General features: G+C 59.0%; 17 protein-coding genes and 4 pseudogenes. 14 read left to right on the top strand and 7 right to left on the bottom strand.

Going from position 1 to position 20,136, the window contains the following annotated elements; genetic code table 11:
• Nucleotides 1-4: 4 nt before the first annotated feature.
• From WBK19_RS01110 to WBK19_RS01100, 3 genes are all read right to left on the bottom strand, one after another.
• Nucleotides 5-781 (bottom strand): alpha/beta fold hydrolase, encoded by a 777-nt coding sequence (locus tag WBK19_RS01110; protein WP_511286146.1) that lies wholly within the window; start codon nucleotides 779-781, stop codon nucleotides 5-7.
• Entirely contained in the window at nucleotides 778-1,905 is a 1,128-nt protein-coding gene (locus tag WBK19_RS01105) for a M14 family zinc carboxypeptidase (protein ID WP_511286144.1), read from the bottom strand. Before WBK19_RS01105 ends, WBK19_RS01110 begins: the two co-directional genes overlap by 4 nt.
• A gap of 429 nt (nucleotides 1,906-2,334) precedes the next feature.
• On the bottom strand, nucleotides 2,335-3,009 hold the full coding sequence (locus tag WBK19_RS01100) for an ABC transporter ATP-binding protein (protein ID WP_511286142.1): 675 nt from the start codon (nucleotides 3,007-3,009) through the stop codon (nucleotides 2,335-2,337).
• Here WBK19_RS01100 and WBK19_RS01095 point away from each other — a divergent pair.
• On the top strand, nucleotides 3,008-3,610 hold the full coding sequence (locus WBK19_RS01095; RefSeq protein ID WP_511286140.1) for an arylesterase: 603 nt from the start codon (nucleotides 3,008-3,010) through the stop codon (nucleotides 3,608-3,610). The two genes, WBK19_RS01100 and WBK19_RS01095, sit on opposite strands and share 2 nt — an antisense overlap.
• A gap of 4 nt (nucleotides 3,611-3,614) precedes the next feature.
• Complete coding sequence (gene mnmH, locus WBK19_RS01090; protein WP_511286138.1) at nucleotides 3,615-4,676, top strand: tRNA 2-selenouridine(34) synthase MnmH; 1,062 nt, start codon at nucleotides 3,615-3,617, stop codon at nucleotides 4,674-4,676.
• Here mnmH and WBK19_RS01085 read toward each other — a convergent pair.
• Entirely contained in the window at nucleotides 4,649-5,188 is a 540-nt protein-coding gene (locus WBK19_RS01085; RefSeq protein ID WP_511286136.1) for a class I SAM-dependent methyltransferase, read from the bottom strand. The genes mnmH and WBK19_RS01085 overlap by 28 nt on opposite strands.
• Between WBK19_RS01085 and WBK19_RS01080 the strand changes: the two genes are divergently transcribed.
• The 4 genes and pseudogenes from WBK19_RS01080 (at nucleotide 5,187) to WBK19_RS01065 (ending at nucleotide 9,708) form a co-directional block, all read left to right on the top strand.
• Entirely contained in the window at nucleotides 5,187-5,591 is a 405-nt protein-coding gene (locus WBK19_RS01080; protein ID WP_511286134.1) for an OsmC family protein, read from the top strand. The two genes, WBK19_RS01085 and WBK19_RS01080, sit on opposite strands and share 2 nt — an antisense overlap.
• 88 nt (nucleotides 5,592-5,679) lie before the next feature.
• A complete protein-coding gene (locus tag WBK19_RS01075) occupies nucleotides 5,680-8,391 on the top strand; it encodes a bifunctional acetate--CoA ligase family protein/GNAT family N-acetyltransferase (RefSeq protein WP_511286132.1) in 2,712 nt (903 codons plus the stop codon).
• Between the two features lie 135 nt (nucleotides 8,392-8,526).
• Nucleotides 8,527-8,658, top strand: a pseudogene (locus WBK19_RS01070) (IS110 family transposase); the annotation flags it as partial.
• Nucleotides 8,659-8,748: 90 nt separating this feature from the next.
• Nucleotides 8,749-9,708, top strand: a pseudogene (locus WBK19_RS01065) (IS3 family transposase).
• A 579-nt stretch (nucleotides 9,709-10,287) separates the two neighbouring features.
• Here the strand turns inward: WBK19_RS01065 and WBK19_RS01060 are convergent.
• Both WBK19_RS01060 and WBK19_RS01055 read right to left on the bottom strand, forming a co-directional pair.
• Nucleotides 10,288-11,097 (bottom strand): PEP-CTERM sorting domain-containing protein, encoded by an 810-nt coding sequence (locus WBK19_RS01060; protein WP_511286130.1) that lies wholly within the window; start codon nucleotides 11,095-11,097, stop codon nucleotides 10,288-10,290.
• Nucleotides 11,098-11,695: 598 nt separating this feature from the next.
• Nucleotides 11,696-11,915: pseudogene (locus WBK19_RS01055) on the bottom strand (IS91 family transposase); the annotation flags it as partial.
• Between the two features lie 282 nt (nucleotides 11,916-12,197).
• On the opposite strand from WBK19_RS01055, the pseudogene WBK19_RS01050 reads away from it, so the two are divergent.
• A pseudogene (locus WBK19_RS01050) lies at nucleotides 12,198-12,610 on the top strand (transposase); the annotation flags it as partial.
• Nucleotides 12,611-12,993: 383 nt separating this feature from the next.
• Here the strand turns inward: WBK19_RS01050 and WBK19_RS01045 are convergent.
• Nucleotides 12,994-13,281: a DUF3460 family protein gene (locus WBK19_RS01045; RefSeq protein WP_511286128.1), complete on the bottom strand. Its 288-nt coding sequence runs from the start codon at nucleotides 13,279-13,281 to the stop codon at nucleotides 12,994-12,996.
• A gap of 233 nt (nucleotides 13,282-13,514) precedes the next feature.
• Between WBK19_RS01045 and WBK19_RS01040 the strand changes: the two genes are divergently transcribed.
• The 7 genes from WBK19_RS01040 (at nucleotide 13,515) to petA (ending at nucleotide 20,124) form a co-directional block, all read left to right on the top strand.
• Nucleotides 13,515-15,065, top strand: coding sequence for a tetrathionate reductase family octaheme c-type cytochrome (locus WBK19_RS01040; protein WP_511286126.1), 1,551 nt, complete (start codon nucleotides 13,515-13,517; stop codon nucleotides 15,063-15,065).
• Nucleotides 15,062-15,670, top strand: a complete 609-nt coding sequence (locus WBK19_RS01035) for a cytochrome b/b6 domain-containing protein (protein WP_511286124.1) — start codon at nucleotides 15,062-15,064, stop codon at nucleotides 15,668-15,670. The genes WBK19_RS01040 and WBK19_RS01035 overlap by 4 nt, the downstream gene beginning before the upstream one ends.
• 426 nt (nucleotides 15,671-16,096) lie before the next feature.
• Nucleotides 16,097-16,297, top strand: coding sequence for a cytochrome oxidase putative small subunit CydP (gene cydP, locus WBK19_RS01030; RefSeq protein WP_511286122.1), 201 nt, complete (start codon nucleotides 16,097-16,099; stop codon nucleotides 16,295-16,297).
• Nucleotides 16,287-17,843, top strand: coding sequence for a cytochrome ubiquinol oxidase subunit I (locus tag WBK19_RS01025; RefSeq protein WP_511286120.1), 1,557 nt, complete (start codon nucleotides 16,287-16,289; stop codon nucleotides 17,841-17,843). The genes cydP and WBK19_RS01025 overlap by 11 nt, the downstream gene beginning before the upstream one ends.
• A 12-nt stretch (nucleotides 17,844-17,855) precedes the next feature.
• Nucleotides 17,856-18,317 carry a hypothetical protein gene (locus WBK19_RS01020; protein ID WP_511286118.1) on the top strand — a complete coding sequence of 154 codons (462 nt, stop codon included), beginning with the start codon at nucleotides 17,856-17,858 and terminating at the stop codon, nucleotides 18,315-18,317.
• A gap of 36 nt (nucleotides 18,318-18,353) precedes the next feature.
• Nucleotides 18,354-19,493 carry a cytochrome d ubiquinol oxidase subunit II gene (cydB, locus tag WBK19_RS01015; protein ID WP_511286116.1) on the top strand — a complete coding sequence of 380 codons (1,140 nt, stop codon included), beginning with the start codon at nucleotides 18,354-18,356 and terminating at the stop codon, nucleotides 19,491-19,493.
• Nucleotides 19,494-19,503: 10 nt separating this feature from the next.
• Entirely contained in the window at nucleotides 19,504-20,124 is a 621-nt protein-coding gene (gene petA / locus WBK19_RS01010; protein WP_511286114.1) for a ubiquinol-cytochrome c reductase iron-sulfur subunit, read from the top strand.
• Nucleotides 20,125-20,136 lie beyond the last annotated feature (12 nt).

The following is a 20,136-nucleotide window of genomic DNA, read 5'->3' as shown; positions in this document are numbered from 1 at the left end:
CAAGTTACAAGCTTCCTGGCAATCGCGTTTGTGTCGAGTCATGCATCCAGCGCCCTATTTGTTCGGCCACCCAGGGGGCGTCGTCGAGTGGCAGATCATGGCCGGCCGAACGGTGTTCAGCGAAGGTGCTGTGCCAACGCGCGGCAAGCGTTCGGGAACAACGAGAATCAACCAGCCGGTCTTGTGCGCTGCATAAGACAAGCACCGGCGGCAAGGGTTTTGCGGAAGGTGGCTGGTAGCGGACTGCGGCGAGCAATTGGCGCATGGCATTGCGCGATGAAACCGGATTCTGACGAGCGTAGTCGGACCACACGGACAATCTTTCCGGGGAAATCGGGCGGTTGCTGGTGATCTGTAGAATGACGCTTTCCCGGTAATGAGGATCGCATCCGGGCAAAAGCAGACTGGCCAGCTTCAGATAGTTTTGTGGCCGGAGACGATGGTGAAAGGGGCTAAACGGGCGCAGGCTGGTATTGATCAGCACGCAGCCGCCAATTTCCTCAGGATTCCGGGTCGCCCAGGCGACGGCAACCATGGCGCCGAGTGACATGGCCAGGAGGTAATAGGGTGGGACGATCCCCAGCTCGCGCAGTTGCTGACGACAGTTTTCTGCCATTTCGCTTACCTGCAGCGGGCTTTCCTGTACATTCAGGCCACCATTTCCCGGCAGGTCGATCGTATATACCGCGGCATCCCTGCACTGACCTTTCAGAATTTCCGGAAAATCGCCCCAATGACGCCTTTCTCTGGTCAATCCACGCAGCAACACCCAGTTGCTCACGACGATGCCTTCCCATACCAATGCTGCATCGCCTGTTCGCGATACAACTCCCGACTCTCCGCGGTGGGAATCCAGAGCCGGTAACCGCAGGCAGCGCGCGCCAGAAAGTCCAGCCAGGCAACATGGCGGCGCAATACTCTGTGCTGCCGGTGCTCGATGAGCGGGTTAAAGATTCCGTGGCGTGAGAATAGTTGTCGCGGGTTTTTCTTTACCCACAGCCAGGAGCCCATCTCGAGTGTCAACGGGAGGAAAATTGTCTCCGGACGCGAACTGGCTTGCTGATAAAGGTAATCCCACAAATCACCATGCGCCAGATACTGGCAACTCTGTGGCTCGAATACATAGCGATGATTGGGGTGGGTCTGGTCGTATATTTCCTTGAGCGCGTGTATCTCGGGTAGATGGGCAATAGGCCGGGCGGTATGAGCATAAGGAAACCAGATTCGATCGCTGACGCCGAATCCAGAATGGCAATCGATGGCGATGCCAAAAGTTCGCCCGAAGAACTCTTTTCTGACCACCGCGCAGACCGCTTCGTTTTCTGGCTCCAACTGGCCGGCCAGTGGTCCTCGATACCAGGGCAGACGGGGACTGAAGCGCTGCCCGCCGAACATGAAGGGCACTTTTTCCGTAGCTTCCAGAGGCCCGTTACGCATCAGGTCGACACCGTTCGGATTGGCTCGGGTGCCGCGCCACATTCCTCCGGGGTTAACGATGGGCATGAAGACCAGGCGAACCGATTCGAGTTGCCTATGGAGAACGCTATCCCAGGGCAGTCGCCTAACCAGACTGCGCAGGTAAGCCAGAACAACGTCGGTCCCGATTCGCTCAAGGCCGTGAAAGCCACCAAAAAAGCCGACGACCGGAACGTCGGGATCGGGATTGCCCAAGGCGACAACATGTACAGGAAATATCCTTGGGCCGACCGTAACCTCACAGGCTACATGTGTCTCAAGCTGGCTGCCGCCATCTCGAATGATGGATTCCAATTCGAGCAATTCATTGAATTCTGAGTGGGCTACACCGCGCAATTGCTGATCGCCTTGAAAGAGGGGCTGGGCAGGAAGAATCACCTGAATCGGGAAGGAGGCGCGAGTAACAAGACTGAAATGCGTGCTTAACAATCCCTTGTTATGTTAGAGGCCAATACCTTCGTCCGATGATGAAGTTTTTATGACAAGGTGCGCTGCGATTACCCAATGGCGGTCGTTGAACTTGCCTGAATGTTGGGCTGATCAGGCTCCGATTTCCTGCACGAGACAAACACGATGTACAAAATCATTCGGAAAAAGATAACTTACCCCGTGTTTGCATTTGGCAGCTCCCTGCTTTGGGGAATCATCGAATTTGTTGCGCTAAATCGATCTCGTCGGTAACGGCCTCGCCGTTTCGAACGAATATCGTATCCCCCTCACGGGGAGACCGAGGTATCCGGCATCTATGGGGAGTCGCTTAGACCCGCGCCAACATGGCATCTCCCGCAGCCGAAAGGGTGAGTTCAGCAACCGGGCTTCCTACGGTCAACCGGAAAAAACGACCAAAATTAAAATGCTTTAGCCGGCCAAGCGCCCTGACTGAATGCGCAGGACGCGCCCGCAGCGGGCGGCGATTGCTTCGTCGTGGGTGACGAGCAGCAAGGTTGTTCCCTGCTTGGCGTTCAGCTCGAACATCATGTCGATGACCTGCTGGCCGGTCGCCGCGTCGAGATTGCCGGTCGGCTCGTCGGCCAGGACCAGTTGCGGATTGGGTGCGAAGGCGCGGGCCAGGGCGACGCGTTGCTGCTCCCCACCGGACAGATGCTTCGGGTAATGTTTGAGGCGGTGGCCCAGGCCGACGCGGGCTAGCCACTCGCCAGCCGGCCCGTTGGCGCGCGACACGCCGGCCAGTTCCAAGGGCAGCATGACGTTCTCCAGCGCGTTGAGCGAAGGCAGCAACTGGAAGGACTGGAAAACGAAACCGAGGAGGCGGCCGCGCAGCTTGGCGCGCTGGTCTTCATCGAGCGAATTCAGGGAAATATCGTCGAGCCGAACTTCGCCAGCCGTCGGCGAATCGAGCCCGGCAAGCAACCCGAGCAGGGTCGATTTGCCAGAACCGGAAGCGCCGACAATGGCAACCGTTTCACCCGCCATGACCGAAAAGGAAATATCCTGCAGAATCGTCAGCGGTTCGCCGCCGTTATCGACGGTCTTGCCCAGCCCCACCACTTCAATCACCGGTTTCCCTGCCATGCGCTTCGCTCTCTTCCTGTTTGCCCTGCTCTTCACCACCTTGCCCGCCCTCGCCGCCAAGACCATCCTGGTCATGGGAGACTCGCTGTCGGCCGGCTATGGCATCCGGCCGGAACAAGCCTGGCCGTCGCTGCTCGGCGCACGTCTGGCCGAAAAGCGCCTTGATTATAGCGTTGCCAACCTGTCGATCTCCGGCGAAACCACGGCCGGCGGACGCTCCCGCCTCGGCCCAGCGCTCAAGGCCCACCAGCCGGCGATCGTCGTCATCGCCCTCGGCGCCAACGACGGCCTGCGCGGCCTGCCGCTCGGCCAGATGCGCGACAACCTCAACGCCATGGTCGACGCTTCGCGCGCTGCTGGCGCCAAGGTCGTCCTCGCCGGCATGCGCCTGCCGCCCAACTACGGGCCGTACGCGACTGATTTTTTCGGCAGTTTCAAAAGCATCGCTCAGACCAAGAAAACGTCGTTGATCGATTTCCTGCTCGAACCGCTCAACACCAAGCCGCAACTATTCCAGGCCGACAACCTGCACCCGCTGGCCGAAGCCCAGCCGCTGATCCTCGATCACGTCTGGCCGGCCATCGCGCCGCTGTTAAAATAGGCCGATGAAGCCTGCCCGCCCCACCGTAGCCGAACTCGCCGCCTACGACGAAATCATCGACGTCCGCACCCCGGCCGAATTTGCCGAAGACCACATCCCCGGCGCCATCAACTGCCCGGTGCTCGACAACGAACAGCGCATCCAGGTCGGCACGCTGTACAAGCAGGTGTCACCTTTCGAGGCCAAGAAAATCGGCGCAGCGCTGGTTTCGGAAAACATCGCCAAACACCTCAAGGAACGCTTCCTTGACCGCCCGAAAACCTGGAAGCCGCTGATCTATTGCTGGCGCGGCGGCGACCGCAGCGGTTCGATGACCACCGTTTTCAAGGCCATTGGCTGGCGTGCCGGGCAACTCGACGGCGGCTACAAGGCCTGGCGCAGCCATGTCATCGCGACGCTTGAAGCCTTGCCGCAACAATTCCGGTTTACTGTCGTCTGCGGCGCTACCGGCAATGCCAAAACGCGCATCCTGCAAGCGATTGGCGAGCTCGGCGAACAGATTCTCGATCTCGAAAACCTGGCCAATCACAAAGGCTCGGTGCTTGGTGTCCTGCCCGATTCGCCGCAGCCTTCACAAAAAGGCTTTGAAACAGACCTGATGCTGGCCATGGCCGCGCTGGACCCGGCCCGCCCGGTCTACGTCGAGGCGGAAAGCCGCAAGATCGGCAACCTGCACGTGCCGGAAGCGATGATCGCCCGCATCCGCAGCGGCGAATGCGTTGCCGTCGAGGCCACGCTCGGCGCCCGCGTCGCCTTCCTGCTCAAGGATTACGACTACTTTCTGACCCGCCCCGAGTTTCTCGGCAACCGCCTCGATGTCCTGCGCTCGCTGCAAAGCCGCGAAACCATGGCGCGCTGGCAACAGTTCATCGCTGACGCTGACTGGCCGACGCTGGTCCGCGAGCTGCTCGAACTGCATTACGACCCGCTCTACCGGCGCTCGCAGGATCACAACTATGCCGGCATTCAGGATTCGGGCAATTTCTCGACCGACGATTTGTCCGAAGACGGCATCAAGCGGCTGGCCGCCGCCATCGTTCACTCACGAACGGCGCAGATGGCCTGACGCATGGCCGGCTTCGGGCTGGCCGTGTAGCCTTCCTCGAAGGCGATTTCACGTAAACCAGCCGCCTGCGCGACTTCCCGCAACTCCCCCGGCCGGAGCAAAAAGGCCGGGCTCGACGGCTTGCCGTAGGCCTCGTTGCCGAGCATGAAAGTTTCGTATATCAGCACGCCACCGGGCGCCAGCATGGCCAGCACATCGGGCAGGCGCGACCGCCAGAGGTAATTGGTGACGACAATGCCGTCGAATGTCCGGCCGGCCAGCGGCCACTCGTCGCCCTCCAGATCGAGCTGTGTCGCGGTGATTCCCGGCACATCTGACAATTTCAAAATTGCCTCAAAATTCCGGTCGACCGCAGCAACCTCGAATCCCAGCCCGGTCAGCAATCTGGCGTGCCGTCCGCTGCCGCAGGCCAGGTCGAGCACGCGTCCACCCTGTGCTATCAGCCCGCAATGGCGCGCCACCCAGGGCGATGGCGGTATGATTTGCGGCAATTCATTGAGGGAGTCGGTCATGTCAGGTGTTGTCGTCGCAGAAAATGGTCATGGAAGATACCAGCAGGCAGTCACCGTCGGCCAGCATCAATTGATCGCCGATGAGCCGGCCAGCGTCGGCGGTGCCGATGCCGGCCCGGCCCCTTTCGATTTGGTGATGGCCGGGCTGGGCGCCTGCACCTCGATGACGCTGCGCATGTACGCCGAACGCAAGGGTCTCGCGCTGACCCATGTCAGCGTCGCACTGAGCCATGAAAAAATTACGGTCGACGGCGTTGCCCGCGACCGCATCGAACGCACCATCAGCCTCGCCGGCGAGCTCACCGCCGAACAGCGCCAGCGCCTGCTCGATATCGCCAACAAATGCCCCGTACACCGCGCCCTGTCGCAATCGCTGGTCATCGAAAGCGCCCTTGCCACATAGGGAATAACCCTAGAAGCTCAATGACAATAGATGGGCGTTGTGCCAGAATTCTGCATTGCACAAAAAATAAACTGCCTAGGGGTTCACCATGTTGGAACAGCACTATTTAACCTCGCTTTTCGAACCGAAATCCGTCGCTGTCATCGGTGCATCAGACCGCGAAAACTCGGTCGGCAACATCATCTTCAAAAACATCCTGAGCTCGGGTTACAAGGGCCGCCTGTACGCCATCAACCCGAAGCACGACACCATTCAGGGCCAGCCGTCCTACAAATCGATTGAGGAAATCGGCGCGCGCGTCGAAATGGCGGTCATCTGCACCCGTCCGCAGACCGTCCCGCAACTGATCGAACAATGCGGCCGCTCTGGCGTTCGCAACGCCATCGTCATCGCCTCCGGCTTCTCCGAAGCCGGCCACATCGGCGCTGCGCTCGAGCGCAAGGTCATGGAAATCGCCCGTTCCTACAACGTGCGCATCCTCGGCCCCAACTGCCTGGGCATCATCCGCCCCGACCTCGGCCTCAACGCCACTTTTACCAAGATCACCGCCAAGCCGGGCAATCTTGCCCTCGTCTCGCAGTCCGGTGCCATGTGCTCAGCCGTACTCGACTGGGCCAAGGCCAACGACGTCGGCTTCTCCTCGGTCATTTCCATCGGCATGACGGCCGACGTCGATTTCGGCGAAATCCTCGATTACCTGATCTACGACAGCCGCACGCACTACATCCTGATGTACGTCGAGGGCATCCGCAACGCCCGTCGCTTCATGAGCGCCCTGCGCTCCGCTGCCCGCATCAAGCCGATCATCCTGCTCAAGGCCGGCCGCCACGCTGCCGGCTCAGCCGCTGCCGCCACCCACTCTGGCATGGCCGCCGTGTCCGACACCGTCTTCGACGCCGCCGTACGCCGCGCTGGCGTGGTTCGCGTCCAGAACGTCGGCCAGCTCTTCTATGCTGCCAAGGCGCTGGCTTCCAAGTTCCGCCCGATGGGCAACCGCCTCGCCATCATCACCAACGGCGGCGGGCCGGGCGCCATGGCCGCTGACCGCGCCGGCGACATGGGCATTCCTCTGGCCGAGCTTTCCAACGAAACGATGGCCGTGCTCAACAAGGCGCTGCCCACCAACTGGTCGCACAGCAACCCGATCGACATCGGTGGCGATGCCACGCCGGAGCGTTACCGCGACGCCATCATGGCCGTCACCCATGACCCAGGCGTCGACAGCACCTTGGTCATGCTCTCGCCGCAGGCGATGACCGACCCGCTGGCCGTCGCCCAGGCCATCATCGAAGTCGCCGACAAGCTCAACCGTTCGCTGATCTGCTGCTGGATGGGCGAAGAGCAGGTGCGCGAAGCACGTAGCCTGCTCGAAAGCGCCGGCATCCCGGCCTTCCGCATGCCGGAAACGGCAGTCGAACTGTTCCACCATATTTCCAAGTACTACCGCAATCAGAAGCTCCTGTTGCAGACGCCGGAACCGACCCGCCAGCACGGCCGGCCGGAAGCCGAAGGCGCCAAGATGCTGATCGAGGCGCTGCTCGCCGAACGGCGCAAGGTGCTTTCCGAAATGGAATCGAAGGCCATCCTGCGCGCCTTCAAGGTGCCGGTCGCCCAGACCATGGTCGCCCGCACGGCAACCGAAGCCCTGCTGCTCGCCGAGCAGATCGGCTTCCCGATTGCCATGAAGGTCGATTCGCCCGACCTGACGCACAAGTCCGATGCCGGTGGCGTCCGCCTCAACATCACCAATGCGCCGGCCGTTCGCAACGCCTATCACGACATCATCGACACCGTGCAGAAGCGGCATCCGAACGCCAAGATCAACGGCGTCTCGATCGAGCCCTTCCTGTCGCGTCCGAATGGCCGTGAAGTCATGATCGGCGTTTTCCGCGATCCTATTTTCGGGCCGGTCATCACCTTCGGCGCCGGCGGCTTCGACGTCGAAATTTTCAGCGACCGCTCGGTCGCCCTGCCGCCGCTCAATGAATTCCTGGCCAAGGATTTGATCGACTCCACCCGCGCCTCGATCATCCTCGACCAGTTCCACAACATGCCACCGGTCGACCGCGCCGCCCTCAAGGAAGTGCTGCTGTGCATTTCCGAAATGGTCTGCGAACTGCCGTGGATCCAGGAACTCGACCTCAACCCGCTGATCGTCGATGAAAACGGCGCCATCGCTGCCGACGCCCGCATTGTCATCGACCATGCGGCCAACTCCTCGGGCGACCGTTACGCCCACATGTCGATCTATCCGTACCCGGTGCACCTGATCCAGGAATGGCAGATGAACGACGGCAAGGTCGTCACCATCCGCCCGATCCGCCCGGAAGATGCCGACATGGAGCAGGATTTCGTCAAGGCCATGTCCGACGAATCACGCTACTACCGTTTCATGGACACCCTGCGCGAACTGACCCAGACCATGCTGGTCCGCTTCACGCAGATTGACTACGACCGTGAAATGGCCCTGGTCGCCACCATCACAAAACCGAATGAAGATGGCGTAGACGACGGCAAGGAAGAGCAGATTGGCGTGGCCCGCTACGTCGGCAATCCCGATGGCGAATCGGTCGAATTCGCACTGGCCGTCGGTGACGACTGGCAGAAGTGCGGCGTCGGCCGCAAGCTCATGACGGCGCTGATCGAATGTGCCCGCATGAAGGGCTACCGCGCCGTGGTCGGCGACGTGCTATCGACCAACGCCAAGATGTTCCGCCTGATGACCAGCCTTGGCTTCACCATCCACCCGCATCCCGACGACACCGCAGTCAAACGCGTCGTCAAGCCGTTGACGGGCTAGGCGCGGACAGTCTCGCGCCGGCTGGTCCGGCGCGCAGGCAAACAAAAACCAGTCAATTACCGGCTTCAATGAGATGGTCAGCCCGATCCCCGCCAGCGGTAAGCTAAGCGGGGATTTATCCTTCTGGAGGCGATCATGAACATGGTGACGCTTATTGGGGTTGATCTAGGGAAGCATTGCTTCCACCTACACGGTCAGGATGCATCGGGTCTCATGGTATTTCGCAAGAAGCTTTCGCGGAGCCATATGCTGACGCACCTCGTGAATGAGAGCCGGCACCGGAAATTCGGACAGATGGATAAAAGATAGCCTTGCTCAACCGCAGGCCGCGCAGCGGCCGAAAAATGGAGCAAGAGCATGACCAGAAGGAAGCGGCGGAATCACTCGCCGGAATGCAAAGCCAAGGTAGCGATAGCTGCGCTAAAAGGCGACAAGAGGCTGACCGAACTGGCGCAGCAATTTGATGTTCATCCGAACCAGATTAGGGGATTGACCGCAGTCACGACCTGCCGGTAGTCCGGCAATGCCAGATTCTGCCGTTGGCACGGTCGACGGCCTACTACGCGCAAAAGCCGACCTCAACCGAGGATTTGGTGCTGATGCGCCGGATGGACGAACTGCATCTGGAATACCCGTTTGCCGGGAGCCGGATGCTGCGCGACCTGCTCAGGAACGAGGGGCAGCCCGTCAGTCGCAAGCGCATTCGCCGCTTGATGAAACAGATGGGCATTGAAGCCTTGTATCGCAAGCCGAACACCAGTCGCCTGCACGCAGCGCATCAAATTTACCCCTACCTGCTGCGTAACCTGAGCATTGAGCGGCAACATCACGTGTGGGCCACCGATATAGCGTACATCCCGATGCGCTGGGGTTTCGTCTATCTAGTCGCTCTCGTCGATTGGTATAGCCGTCGGGTTCTGGCCTGGCGCTTGTCGAACACGCTGACCACCAACTTCTGCATTGAGGCATTGCAGGAAGCGATAACGCGTTACGGCACGCCGGAAATCCTCAACACCAACCAAGGCAGCCAAATCACCAGTAGCGAATTCACCGGGCAACTCAAGGCGAATGGCATTTGTATCAGCATGGATGGCAAAGGTTGCTGGAGCGACGAATGTCTTCGTCGAGCGCCTCTGGCAGACCATCAAGTGCGATGAGGTGTATCTCAAAGCCTACGAGTCGGTCTCCCACGCCAAGGCGAGCCAGGGGCAGTTCATCACGTTCTACAACCGCCGGCGGCCTCATCAGGCATTTGCCGGCAAGACCCCAGACATAATTCACTTCGCCGGCTTGTCGAAGGAAAAGCTCGCCACATGAAACCCGCGTTACCCACCGCGCCGCTTGCCTACGGTCTGAACGGACCTTCGACAACCGTCACCGTCGATAACGCTCCCCCCGCAGGGCTCCAGTTATCGCCGTGGAAAATCTGTCCAAACAAACGGGGCCTCTCCCTTCGGCGGATTCTTCAGCAGGGCGACCAGTTCAGTGCTCTGTCGCTTTGACAGGGGCAACGGCGGGAACCGAGGGCTAAACCCACCGTGAATGCCACCAAAGCCGCCGTTGGACATGATCATCAGGCAATCGCCTGACTTCGCCTCGGTGTCAGATCACAGATAATCTGTTGGAATAAGCCGCAGGCGAGTCCGAATTTTATTTCTGAATTTCAGACCAACCGTCGGCCTGTTCAACAGGCTTCGCTACGCTGGCTTTGAGTGAAAGGGGTGTAATTTTCACATCCTCGTGTTTCTGCGAGCACCACGGAGGAGTTGCACGGCCGGGTGCGAAGCGGAAAGCAGTACGGCAATTTTTGCTATCGTTGAGGCAAAAGAACAAACGAAAAACCCGCCAAGTCACCAAAGACCTAGCGGGTTTGAAAGCTACGCAGCCAAAATAACGTTAGCTTCGTTTAGAACGGCGCCGTGACAAAGCCAAACCCAGAAGACCAGCTCCGAGCAGGGCCAAGGTCTCAGGTTCGGGCACACCAACCGGCTCAGGATCAATCTGGCCTGCAGCACCACTCCAGATGTTTTCCCACAGGGCGCGATTACGCCCATCGTTCCAGCCAAAGCTGTCATCCCAGAAGTTAATATCGGTGGCGATCAATACATCACTTGAGCGACCTGCGCCAGCATCGAATACGCCGAGGATGATACGGCCAGCATCGTCAGTGGCCAGTGTTTCAAAACCAACAGGGATATTACCAACCGCCGAATGCGCAGACCCAGTAAATCCGGAGACCGCATTTGGATCGGTCACCCAAACCGACGAACCGACGGTTGTGTGACCGGAGTCATTACTAAACGTGCCAGCTGAAGAGGTGATACCCCAGTTCGCCAGAATCTGTTGTGCCGGTGCGTGCCACGAACCGGAGTCATGATCCTGCTGAATAAACAAGAAACCGCCATTCACGTTGACGAAGTCTTGCATGGCAGAAATTTCGGTGGCGCTGACGGAAGAAATCAACCCCGTATAGAACGCATCTACTGTCGATAAGAATGCGGCGTTTGCGTTATTGGTAGCAACCAGTGTATGTCCCGCATCAACCAAGAACTGTCGCGCCTGAGAGAGATAGCCGTTTCCGGCAAAACCATACATTTCACGACTGCTGTCGTAATAACCGATGGTCATTGCTTGTGCGCTACTTGTTGCAGCAAGCGCCAATAACGTTCCCATCGTCGCAACCCACCGTTTCGATTTTGTTGACATGTTTTGCCCCTTATAAAAAATTAGACTTCGCGCAACCAATTAGCAATATTTGTGCCTTCAAATAAATATATTTTTAATCAATCACTTGCGTAGTTAATTAGCTCAAGACTGTAAAATTTATCGACACCACAAGGAACAATCTGGTCGAGCAAGGATAGGAAATTCAACGTTCCCATAGGGGATATTGCCGTGCGGCTTTTCATGCAAAACGGAAATTGCACCCGGAAACCCTGCTCGCCCACCCAGCCCTCAGGTGAGAGTCGTCCCACGACAAGCCTCTTGCCTCGCCTTCCCCGTCCCTGCCATCGCCGCTGCCCGCAGCGGCGCATTCGGCGCCAACACACGATCCCGCTGGGATTTCCGTTGGTCATAGTAGCAATACCGATGCCGACGCGGCGGCAAAATCAGGGCGACCAGTCGGTCGATCAGATCAAGCGGTGTCATGAGCAGGCTGACACTGCTGCCGGGGCTTGGCTTGAGGCTCTCATAGGGAGGAAGGCGACTGCGCCAATGCGGGCGATGCTGCCTTGCGCCCCCCCCGCTCCACCCCCGAGAGCAAGATGTGCGGGGCCAAGTTGTGGATGGTGGGCTCAGTCTACAGGAAGTAGCGCAGGCGATTGGGAACCGAGAGCAACCACTGTCGAACTGGCAAGCGCTGGATGACGTGGCGGGCAAGGTAGGCGACTATCTCAATCATGCGGCGGGTATCGCAGAATTGGTAGACGTCGGGTCCCTTGCAGGAATAAGCAGCCAGCCAGGCAGTTGCGCCCGCGGCCAGCACAGCGGGCACAGGCAAAACCGTGGGCAAGGATGCCGCATCGGGGTAACAGTGGAATTCCCGCGCGATGTAGGCTGGCGGCGACGATCGGTGGCGATGCGCGAAGCAGCACATGCAATGGCTGCAGGGATAGTGGACAATTGCATAGATGCACAGGTGTTTGTGAAAATCGTGACATAGGTTTACCTCACGCATGCCGCCCACTGCCCCCACGAAAAAGCCCCCGCTAGTTTCCCGACGGGGGCTTTTTTATAAATGAGATGGTCAGCCCGATCACCGCCAGCGGTAAGCTGAGCGGGGATTTATCCTTCTGGAGGCGATCATGAACAAGGATACGCTTATTGGGATTGCTCCAGGGAAGCATTGCTTCCACCTACACGGTCAGGATGCATCGAGTCGCATGGTATTTCGCAAGAAGCTTTTGCGGAGCCAGATGCTGGCGCACGTCGTGAATGTTCCGGCCTGTCGTATCGATATGAAAGCGTGCGCCGGAGCGCACTGGATTGCGCGGCGGCTCATGGCGATGAGGCACGAGGCGAAGTTGATCTCACCACAATTCGTGAAACCCTTCGTCCAGGGCAACAAGAACGACTTGGCCGATGCCCAAGCCATCTGCGAGGCAGCAAGCCGCCCTACATGTGCTTTGTCAGTCCGCGCAATGAAAGCCAGCAGGCGATCTCAGCCACGTATCGGGTGCGGGAGGCGCTGGTGCGTGACCGAACATTGACCACTAATATCATGGCTTGCGCTTTGGCCAACAAAATGGCAAGGATCGTCTGGGCCAACCTCGCCAAGGGAACACCCAATCAACCGCATCAGACAGTTACAGCGACCTGACGTGTCGCTTCACCATTTTGTAACTCACCTAGTTTTGCGACGGTAGATCACGTGATGAACTAAACGGCACAACGGACTGGCAAAGAACCCTTACTTAAAAACAGTAATCACATGTTGAGGCTTTTTTGAGGCTTGCCAGGGGTGGCTCTCATCGTGGCGCGGAACATCAATCTCCCAATTCGACGCCGGATAGATCTGCTCAAGCCCTCTTTAGATCAACACCAATCCCCCATGCAAAAATCGGGCTGACCATAGATTTTACATCTGGAATTCAGCAGCAATTATTCGCCGTAGAAATTCACATCGTAGGGATAAGGCTTCTGCGACACCTTGGAGCCAGCGTTGCGCGCCGAGCTGTCCACGTCCTGCTTCTTGTCCCACCACAGGGCGCGACCGACTTTTTGGTCTTCGACCCACTCAGGATGCTTTTCGAGCTGCTCGTTCATCCAAGTCTGGTGATCGGACACGTAGCTGGTGTTAACTTCCGCCATTTCGCTGCTTTCCTCAAGATATTCAAGACAATGCTGCGATTCTAGCATGTCAGCCATGGCCATGAGATGAGCGTTCATGTCTGGTCATCAGAAAACAGGGGATTTGATCTGGATCAGATGTATATTAAAATTTGCTTATATTCTTTACTAAGGTAGTAGTTGTACGCCTGCGAGCAATGAGGCCTCCGATTCCGGAGAGGTCATCAGTTCCGCCAAAAATTAGAGGAGACTAAACAATGGATCATGTACGCAGGCTTATTGGGGCGGCCTTGCTGGGAGCGGCATTACTCGCTCAGGCAGCGGAAGGACCGGTGCCCCCACCAACCGTCAGCAAGGCTGAAATATCGAAATCGACGACCGATCACAGCAAGCTCGACGCTTTGAAGGGGCCATTCAAAACCGGCCCCGAAGTGACCAAGGCTTGCCTGTCCTGCCACAACACGGCCGGACATCAGGTGATGAAGAGTATCCACTGGACCTGGGAAACCAAGAGTCCGACCACCGGCAAGACCCTCGGCAAGAAATGGGCAGCCAATAACTTCTGCGGCTCGCCGATTTCCAACGAAGCACGCTGCACTAGTTGCCACGCCGGTTACGGCTGGAACGACAAGAATTTCGACTTCACGAATCAGGACAACGTCGATTGCCTGGCCTGCCATGACAACACCGGCACCTACAAGAAATTCAGCACCGATGCCGGCCACCCGCTGTATGCGGACCGGGAGTTCGAGCCGATGGAAGGGCCACCGGGCAAAAAAATGTTCAAGGCCCCTGACCTGACCAAGATCGCCCAGCATGTCGGCAAACCAGGCCGCTCAAACTGCGGCGCCTGCCACTTCAATGGCGGCGGCGGCGATGCGGTCAAGCACGGCGACCTGGATTCATCGTTGAAGAATCCATCGCGTGAGCTCGATGTACACATGGCCAAGGACGGTGCCAATCTGGTCTGCGCTGACTGCCATACGTTCAATGCGCACCAGCCATCCGGCAGCCGTTATGCTGCAACCGCCAAGGACAAGCATGGTTTCGACCTGCCCAAGGACGATCACAACCGGGCCACTTGCGAATCCTGCCACGGCTTCACGCCGCACAAGGAAGCCAAGATCAACACCCACACCAACAAGGTGGCCTGCCAGACCTGCCATATTCCCGAATTTGCGCGGGGCGGCGTCGCTACCAAGATGCTGTGGGACTGGTCCACAGCCGGCAAGATGGGTCCGGATGGCAAACCGCTCTTCGTCAAGGATGATCACGGCCACCTGAAGTACTCGGCGGCCAAGGGTGATTTCGAATATGGCGAGAATGTCCGCCCCGAATACAAGTGGTACAACGGCATCGTCCACCCTGTCGCCATCACCGACAAGATCGACGACAGCAAGGTCCTCGAACTCAATCGTGTCGAAGGCTCGGCCAGTGATCCGAATGCGCGCATCTGGCCGTTCAAAGTGATGCGCGGCAAGCAGCCTTACGACACCGAGAACAAGACCCTGGTGGTCAACCATGTTTTCGGCGATGACGACACCTCGCTCTGGCGGAATTATGACTATGCCAAGTCGATCAAGGCGGGGATGGACTATGCCGGCCTGCCCTACAGCGGCAAGTTCGGCTTCATCGAAACAAAGATGAACTGGTTCATTACCCACATGGTTGCCCCAAAAGAGAAAGCCGTACCTTGCCAGGAGTGTCACACCCGGGCCGCTGATGGCCGCCTGAGCGCAATCACCGACATCTATTTGCCGGGCCGTGACAACAACAAACTGGTCGACCTTTTTGGCGGGCTGATGATCGCCGGCGCCATCGGTGGCGGCCTGCTCCACGGCATCGTCCGTATCCTCAGCCGCCGCAAGGAGAATGCAAAATGAGCGAACGCATCTACATCTACAAGCGCTACGAGCGTTTCTGGCACTGGTCGCAGGCGCTCCTGATCATCATCATGATGATCACCGGCTTCGAGGTCCATGGCAGCTACACCCTGATCGGCTTCCAAAAGGCAGTGCAATTGCATAGCCTGGCTGCCTGGACGCTACTCACCCTGTGGGCCTTCACCATCTTCTGGCAATTCACCACCGGCGAATGGCGGCAGTACCTGCCTTCGCTGAAGAATGTCGGGGCGATGATCAAGTACTACACGGTCGGCATCTTCACCAACGCACCGCATCCGTTCCACAAAACTGTCGTCCAGAAGCACAATCCGCTGCAACGCCTGGCCTACCTTGCCCTGCTCGCTTTCATTTCGCCGCTGCTCTGGGGCACCGGGATCTTCTACCTGTTCTACGGCGACTGGGCGCGTCTGGGCATCGACCAGAACCTGTCACTGGAAACGGTGGCAGTGCTGCACACCCTCGGCGCCTACATGATCACCGCCTTCTTCTTCATCCACGTTTATCTGACGACAACCGGCCATACGGTCTTCGCCCACATCAAGGCGATGATTACCGGCTGGGAGGAAATCGACGAACATCACTGATTAATCCGGCAGGACCTTGCGTTTTGGGCGGAGCTTGTCTCCGCCCTTTTTTTGTTAACAGCCCCAGAACTAATGCCTGAGGAGCAGCCAAGTCCTTGCGGCTTGCGGCTTGCGGCGAAAGCCCCAGCAGCGTAAGCAGCCAGTCGTCTGCCCGCTTTCAATTTTCGCCCTTTTTCCTGGTTGACCGTGGCATTGCCCATGCCGATCGGTCAACAAAGGGCTCCAAGGGCAAACGCCCCTTGCTGCCAATAATGGCAATCTGCCCGCCAAATACGGCAACACACCACCAAAAAACAGCCAAAATGCCCCTGCGACCGAATGTCGCACCCATTCCATCCCATTGATCAAACGGAGAATTATTCGGTGATGAAGGCTGGCACGAGTCTTGATAAGTAAATACTGATATTTAAATCCCGTTTACGTCCAATGCCCCGCAAGCCCGTCAATCTTCGCCACGAACTCACGCTCCTCGTGATCATCAAGCTGATGGTGATCATCGGGCTGTGGTGGGCCTTCGTGCGCGACGCCAAAGTCGAGGTGGATAGCGAGCGGATTGCCACGCATCTCGCGGCACCGGCCGTAGCAGCCAGCCCCAATCATCACTCAGGAAACCCCCATGTTCAGTGAGCAACTCGTCGATCTGTCGCGCCTGCAGTTCGCCGTCACCGCGATGTATCACTTCCTTTTCGTGCCGCTGACCATCGGCATGACCTGGATCCTGGTCATCATGGAAACGGTCTATGTCATGACCGGCCATGCGATTTACAAAGATATGACCCGCTTCTGGGGCAAGCTGTTCGGCATCAACTTCGCGCTTGGCGTCACCACCGGCATCACCATGGAGTTCCAGTTCGGCACCAACTGGGCGTATTACTCGCACTACGTCGGCGACATTTTCGGCGCACCTCTGGCCATCGAAGGCCTGATGGCCTTCTTCCTCGAATCGACCTTCATAGGCCTGTTCTTCTTCGGCTGGGATCGCCTGTCACGCCGCCAGCATCTGCTGGTCACCATCCTCATGGCCGTCGGTACCAACCTCTCGGCCCTGTGGATCCTGATCGCCAACGGCTGGATGCAGAATCCGGTCGGGGCCGAATTCAGCTACGTGACGATGCGTATGGAGATGGTCGATTTCTGGGCCGTGCTGTTCAATCCGGACGCCCAGGCCAAGTTCGTCCATACCGTCTCGGCCGGCTATGTCACTGGCGCCATGTTCGTCCTCTCGATCTCGGCCTTCTACCTGCTGCGCGGTCGCGACGTCGAGTTTGCCAAAAAGAGCTTCCGCATCGCCGCCGCCTTCGGCTTCGCCTCGATCTGCTCGGTCATCGTGCTCGGTGACGAATCCGGCTACACCGTCGGCGAAGCCCAGCAGACCAAGCTGGCCGCCATGGAAGCGATGTGGGAAACCGAACCGGCACCGGCTGGCTTCAATCTGATCGCCATTCCCAACGAAAAAGAGATGAAAAACGACTTCGCCATCGAGATTCCATGGGTCATGGGCATCATCGGCACTCGCTCGCTCGACAAGCAGATCCCCGGCATTCGGGAAATCCGCGAGAAGAACCGCGAGCGCATCCTTTCCGGCCAGGAAGCGGTCGTCGCTCTCGAAGCGTTACGCAAGAACCCGGCCGATGCCGCGATGAAGGCCGAATTCGAGGAACACAAGGCGGATCTCGGCTTTGGCCTGCTGCTCAAGAAATACGTGGTCGACGTTCGCCAATCGACCCCGGAAATCATCGAAAAAGCCGTCGTCGACACCATCCCGCGCGTCACGCCGCTATTCTGGAGCTTCCGCCTGATGGTCGCCTTCGGCTTCCTGATGCTCGGCCTGTTCGGCGCGGCGCTGGTCTATTCGCTGAAGGGCAATTTCGCCGACAAACCCTGGCTCCTGCGCTCCGCCCTGTGGATGCTGCCGGTTCCCTGGCTGTCCTGCGAACTGGGCTGGTTCGTCGCCGAGTACGGTCGGCAGCCCTGGACCATCTACGGCGTGCTGCCTACCCACATGTCAGTGTCGACGCTGTCGGTGAATAGCCTGTACGGCTCGCTGGCCGGCTTCATCGGCTTCTACACGGTCCTTCTGGTCGTCGAGATGTACCTGATGTTCAAGTTTGCCAAGCTGGGGCCGGGTAGCCTCGGTACCGGTCGCTATGACAACGAATACGCCCACGCCTGAGGAAACCCCACAATGAAAATCCAATTCACCACCCTGTTGCTCCTGCTCGCACTCAACGCTGCGCCTTCCCTGGCCGAAGCACCGCACGAGGCGCACATGAAAGCGGAGACCGTGGACTACGCCTTGATTCTCCCGGCCAACCTGCCGCATATCCTGCGCACGGCCAATGGCCAGGCGGGCAAACTGGGGCTTGATGAAGCGCAAAAGCAACTGGTCCGCGAGCTGATGGCCGAAGCGCCGCTGCAAGTCATGTCGCGTCTGCAAAAGGCGGAAAAGCTGGAACAGGCCATCGCCAACGACGTTCTCTACCAGCGCCAGGGCGTGGCCGACATCAAATCCCGGCTGGATGAACTGGTGCGGCTGAAACGCGAAGCGACGGAAGCGCAGATCGCCACGGTCAACCGCATTCAGGCGGCCATTTCCGAAGCCCAGTTCCGCAAGTTGCTCAAGCTCGCCGTCGCCGATGCCCACTGAGCACCGCACCCCAACCCCGATTCACAAGGAAAGAACATGCTTGACTATCCAACCCTGAAAATCATCTGGTGGCTGCTGGTTGGCGTCCTGCTCATCGGCTTCGCCATCATGGATGGTCACGACATGGGCGTTGGCACCTTGCTGCCTTTCGTCGGCAAGGATGACGTCGAACGGCGCATCGTGATCAACACCGTCGGCCCGCACTGGGACGGCAACCAGGTCTGGTTCATCACCGGCGGTGGTGCCATTTTTGCCGCCTGGCCGCTGGTCTATGCCACCGCTTTCTCCGGCTTTTATTGGGCGATGCTTGCCGTGCTCTGGGCGCTGTTCTTCCGCCCGGTCGGTTTCGATTACCGCAGCAAGATCGCCAACGCGACCTGGCGCAATACTTGGGACTGGGGTCTGTTCGTCGGCGGCGCCGTGCCGCCGCTGATCTTCGGCGTCGCCTTCGGCAACCTGTTCCTGGGCGTGCCCTTCAGCTTTGCCGACAATCTGATGTCGACCTACAGCGGCAGCTTCTGGGGTTTGCTCAATCCCTTCGCCCTGCTCTGCGGCGTGGTATCAACGGCGATGATCACCTTCCACGGGGCGATCTATTTGATGCATCGCACGGAGGATGCCGTCTATCAACGCAGCCGCACCGCCATGCTGATCTTCGGCGGGCTGCTGCTGGTCAGCTTCACGGCAGCCGGCATCTGGCTGTGGCAAGGGATTGATGGCTACGCCATCACATCGACGGTGACCCCGGGCGCGCTGCCCAATCCGCTCGACAAAACCGTGGTGCGCGAAGCCGGTGCCTGGCTGGCCAATTACGGCCGCCATCCCGCCACAATGCTCTTGCCGGTCCTCGCCTATGCCGGCGCCCTGACCGCCATGCTGCTCGCCGCCAACGGCGTAACGCTGGCCGCCTTCGTCGCATCGTCGCTGGCCATCCTCGGCATCGTCGGCACGGCCGGCGTTTCGCTGTTCCCGTTCATCATGCCCTCATCCACCGACCTGCGCTCCAGCCTCACCGTCTGGGACAGCGTTTCCAGCCAGTTGACGCTGAACATCATGCTCTGGGCAACCCTGATCTTCATGCCGCTCATCATTGTCTACACCAGCTGGGCATACAAGGTGATGGCCGGCAAGGTCACCGCCGCCTACATCCGCGAAAACGAGCACGCCGCTTACTAAGGAGTCTTCCATGTCTGAATGCATCTGCCAGGGCCCATCCTTCACCACCGTCGACAGCCCGGCCCGCCGACAGTGGCTGATGGCCACCGTTGGCGTCGGCGGCGCCCTCACCGTCACGGCCATCGTTCCCTTCGTCACCAGCCTGATGCCATCCGAGCGGGCCAAGGCAGCCGGCGCGCCGGTCGAAGTCGATATCGGCAAGCTGGCTCCAGGCAACATGATGATCGTTGAATGGCGCGGCAAGCCGGTGTGGATTCTCAACCGCACCCCGGAAATGCTGGCCGCCCTGAAGAAAGCCGAACCCATGCTGGTCGACCCGGCCTCCGAGAGAAACCAGCAGCCGGCCTACGCTGCCAACGAAACGCGCTCCCGGCGGCCGGAAATGCTCGTTGCCGTCGGCATCTGCACCCACCTCGGCTGCTCGCCTTCACCGGCTTTTACCCCCGGCGACCCGGCGCTCGGTGCCGACTGGCCGGGTGGTTTTCTCTGTCCCTGCCACGGCTCGACGTTTGACTTCGCCGGCCGTGTTTTCAAGAACAAGCCGGCCCCGACCAATCTCGAAGTGCCGCCCCACCAGTACCTGACCGACACGCGCCTGATCATCGGTGCCGACGAACAGGACAAAGCCTGAAAGGAATTAGCC

Origin of the sequence: Azonexus sp. (assembly GCF_049652925.1) — a bacterium.
In the GTDB taxonomy this organism is placed as follows: domain Bacteria; phylum Pseudomonadota; class Gammaproteobacteria; order Burkholderiales; family Rhodocyclaceae; genus Azonexus.
Note: the sequence above shows the minus strand (reverse complement) of the source record. Positions and strands in the feature narration are given on the sequence as shown.

Coding starts and splice junctions, on each gene's coding strand:
- WBK19_RS01035 (WP_511286124.1), top strand. CDS start 15,062: ATGAGCGAACGCATCTACATCTACAAGCGCTACGAGCGTTTCTGGCAC.
- WBK19_RS01080 (WP_511286134.1), top strand. CDS start 5,187: ATGTCAGGTGTTGTCGTCGCAGAAAATGGTCATGGAAGATACCAGCAG.
- cydP (WP_511286122.1), top strand. CDS start 16,097: ATGCCCCGCAAGCCCGTCAATCTTCGCCACGAACTCACGCTCCTCGTG.
- WBK19_RS01020 (WP_511286118.1), top strand. CDS start 17,856: ATGAAAATCCAATTCACCACCCTGTTGCTCCTGCTCGCACTCAACGCT.
- WBK19_RS01025 (WP_511286120.1), top strand. CDS start 16,287: ATGTTCAGTGAGCAACTCGTCGATCTGTCGCGCCTGCAGTTCGCCGTC.
- WBK19_RS01095 (WP_511286140.1), top strand. CDS start 3,008: ATGCGCTTCGCTCTCTTCCTGTTTGCCCTGCTCTTCACCACCTTGCCC.
- mnmH (WP_511286138.1), top strand. CDS start 3,615: ATGAAGCCTGCCCGCCCCACCGTAGCCGAACTCGCCGCCTACGACGAA.
- petA (WP_511286114.1), top strand. CDS start 19,504: ATGTCTGAATGCATCTGCCAGGGCCCATCCTTCACCACCGTCGACAGC.
- WBK19_RS01085 (WP_511286136.1), bottom strand. CDS start 5,188: ATGACCGACTCCCTCAATGAATTGCCGCAAATCATACCGCCATCGCCC.
- WBK19_RS01075 (WP_511286132.1), top strand. CDS start 5,680: ATGTTGGAACAGCACTATTTAACCTCGCTTTTCGAACCGAAATCCGTC.
- cydB (WP_511286116.1), top strand. CDS start 18,354: ATGCTTGACTATCCAACCCTGAAAATCATCTGGTGGCTGCTGGTTGGC.
- WBK19_RS01100 (WP_511286142.1), bottom strand. CDS start 3,009: ATGGCAGGGAAACCGGTGATTGAAGTGGTGGGGCTGGGCAAGACCGTC.
- WBK19_RS01045 (WP_511286128.1), bottom strand. CDS start 13,281: ATGAACGCTCATCTCATGGCCATGGCTGACATGCTAGAATCGCAGCAT.
- WBK19_RS01060 (WP_511286130.1), bottom strand. CDS start 11,097: ATGTCAACAAAATCGAAACGGTGGGTTGCGACGATGGGAACGTTATTG.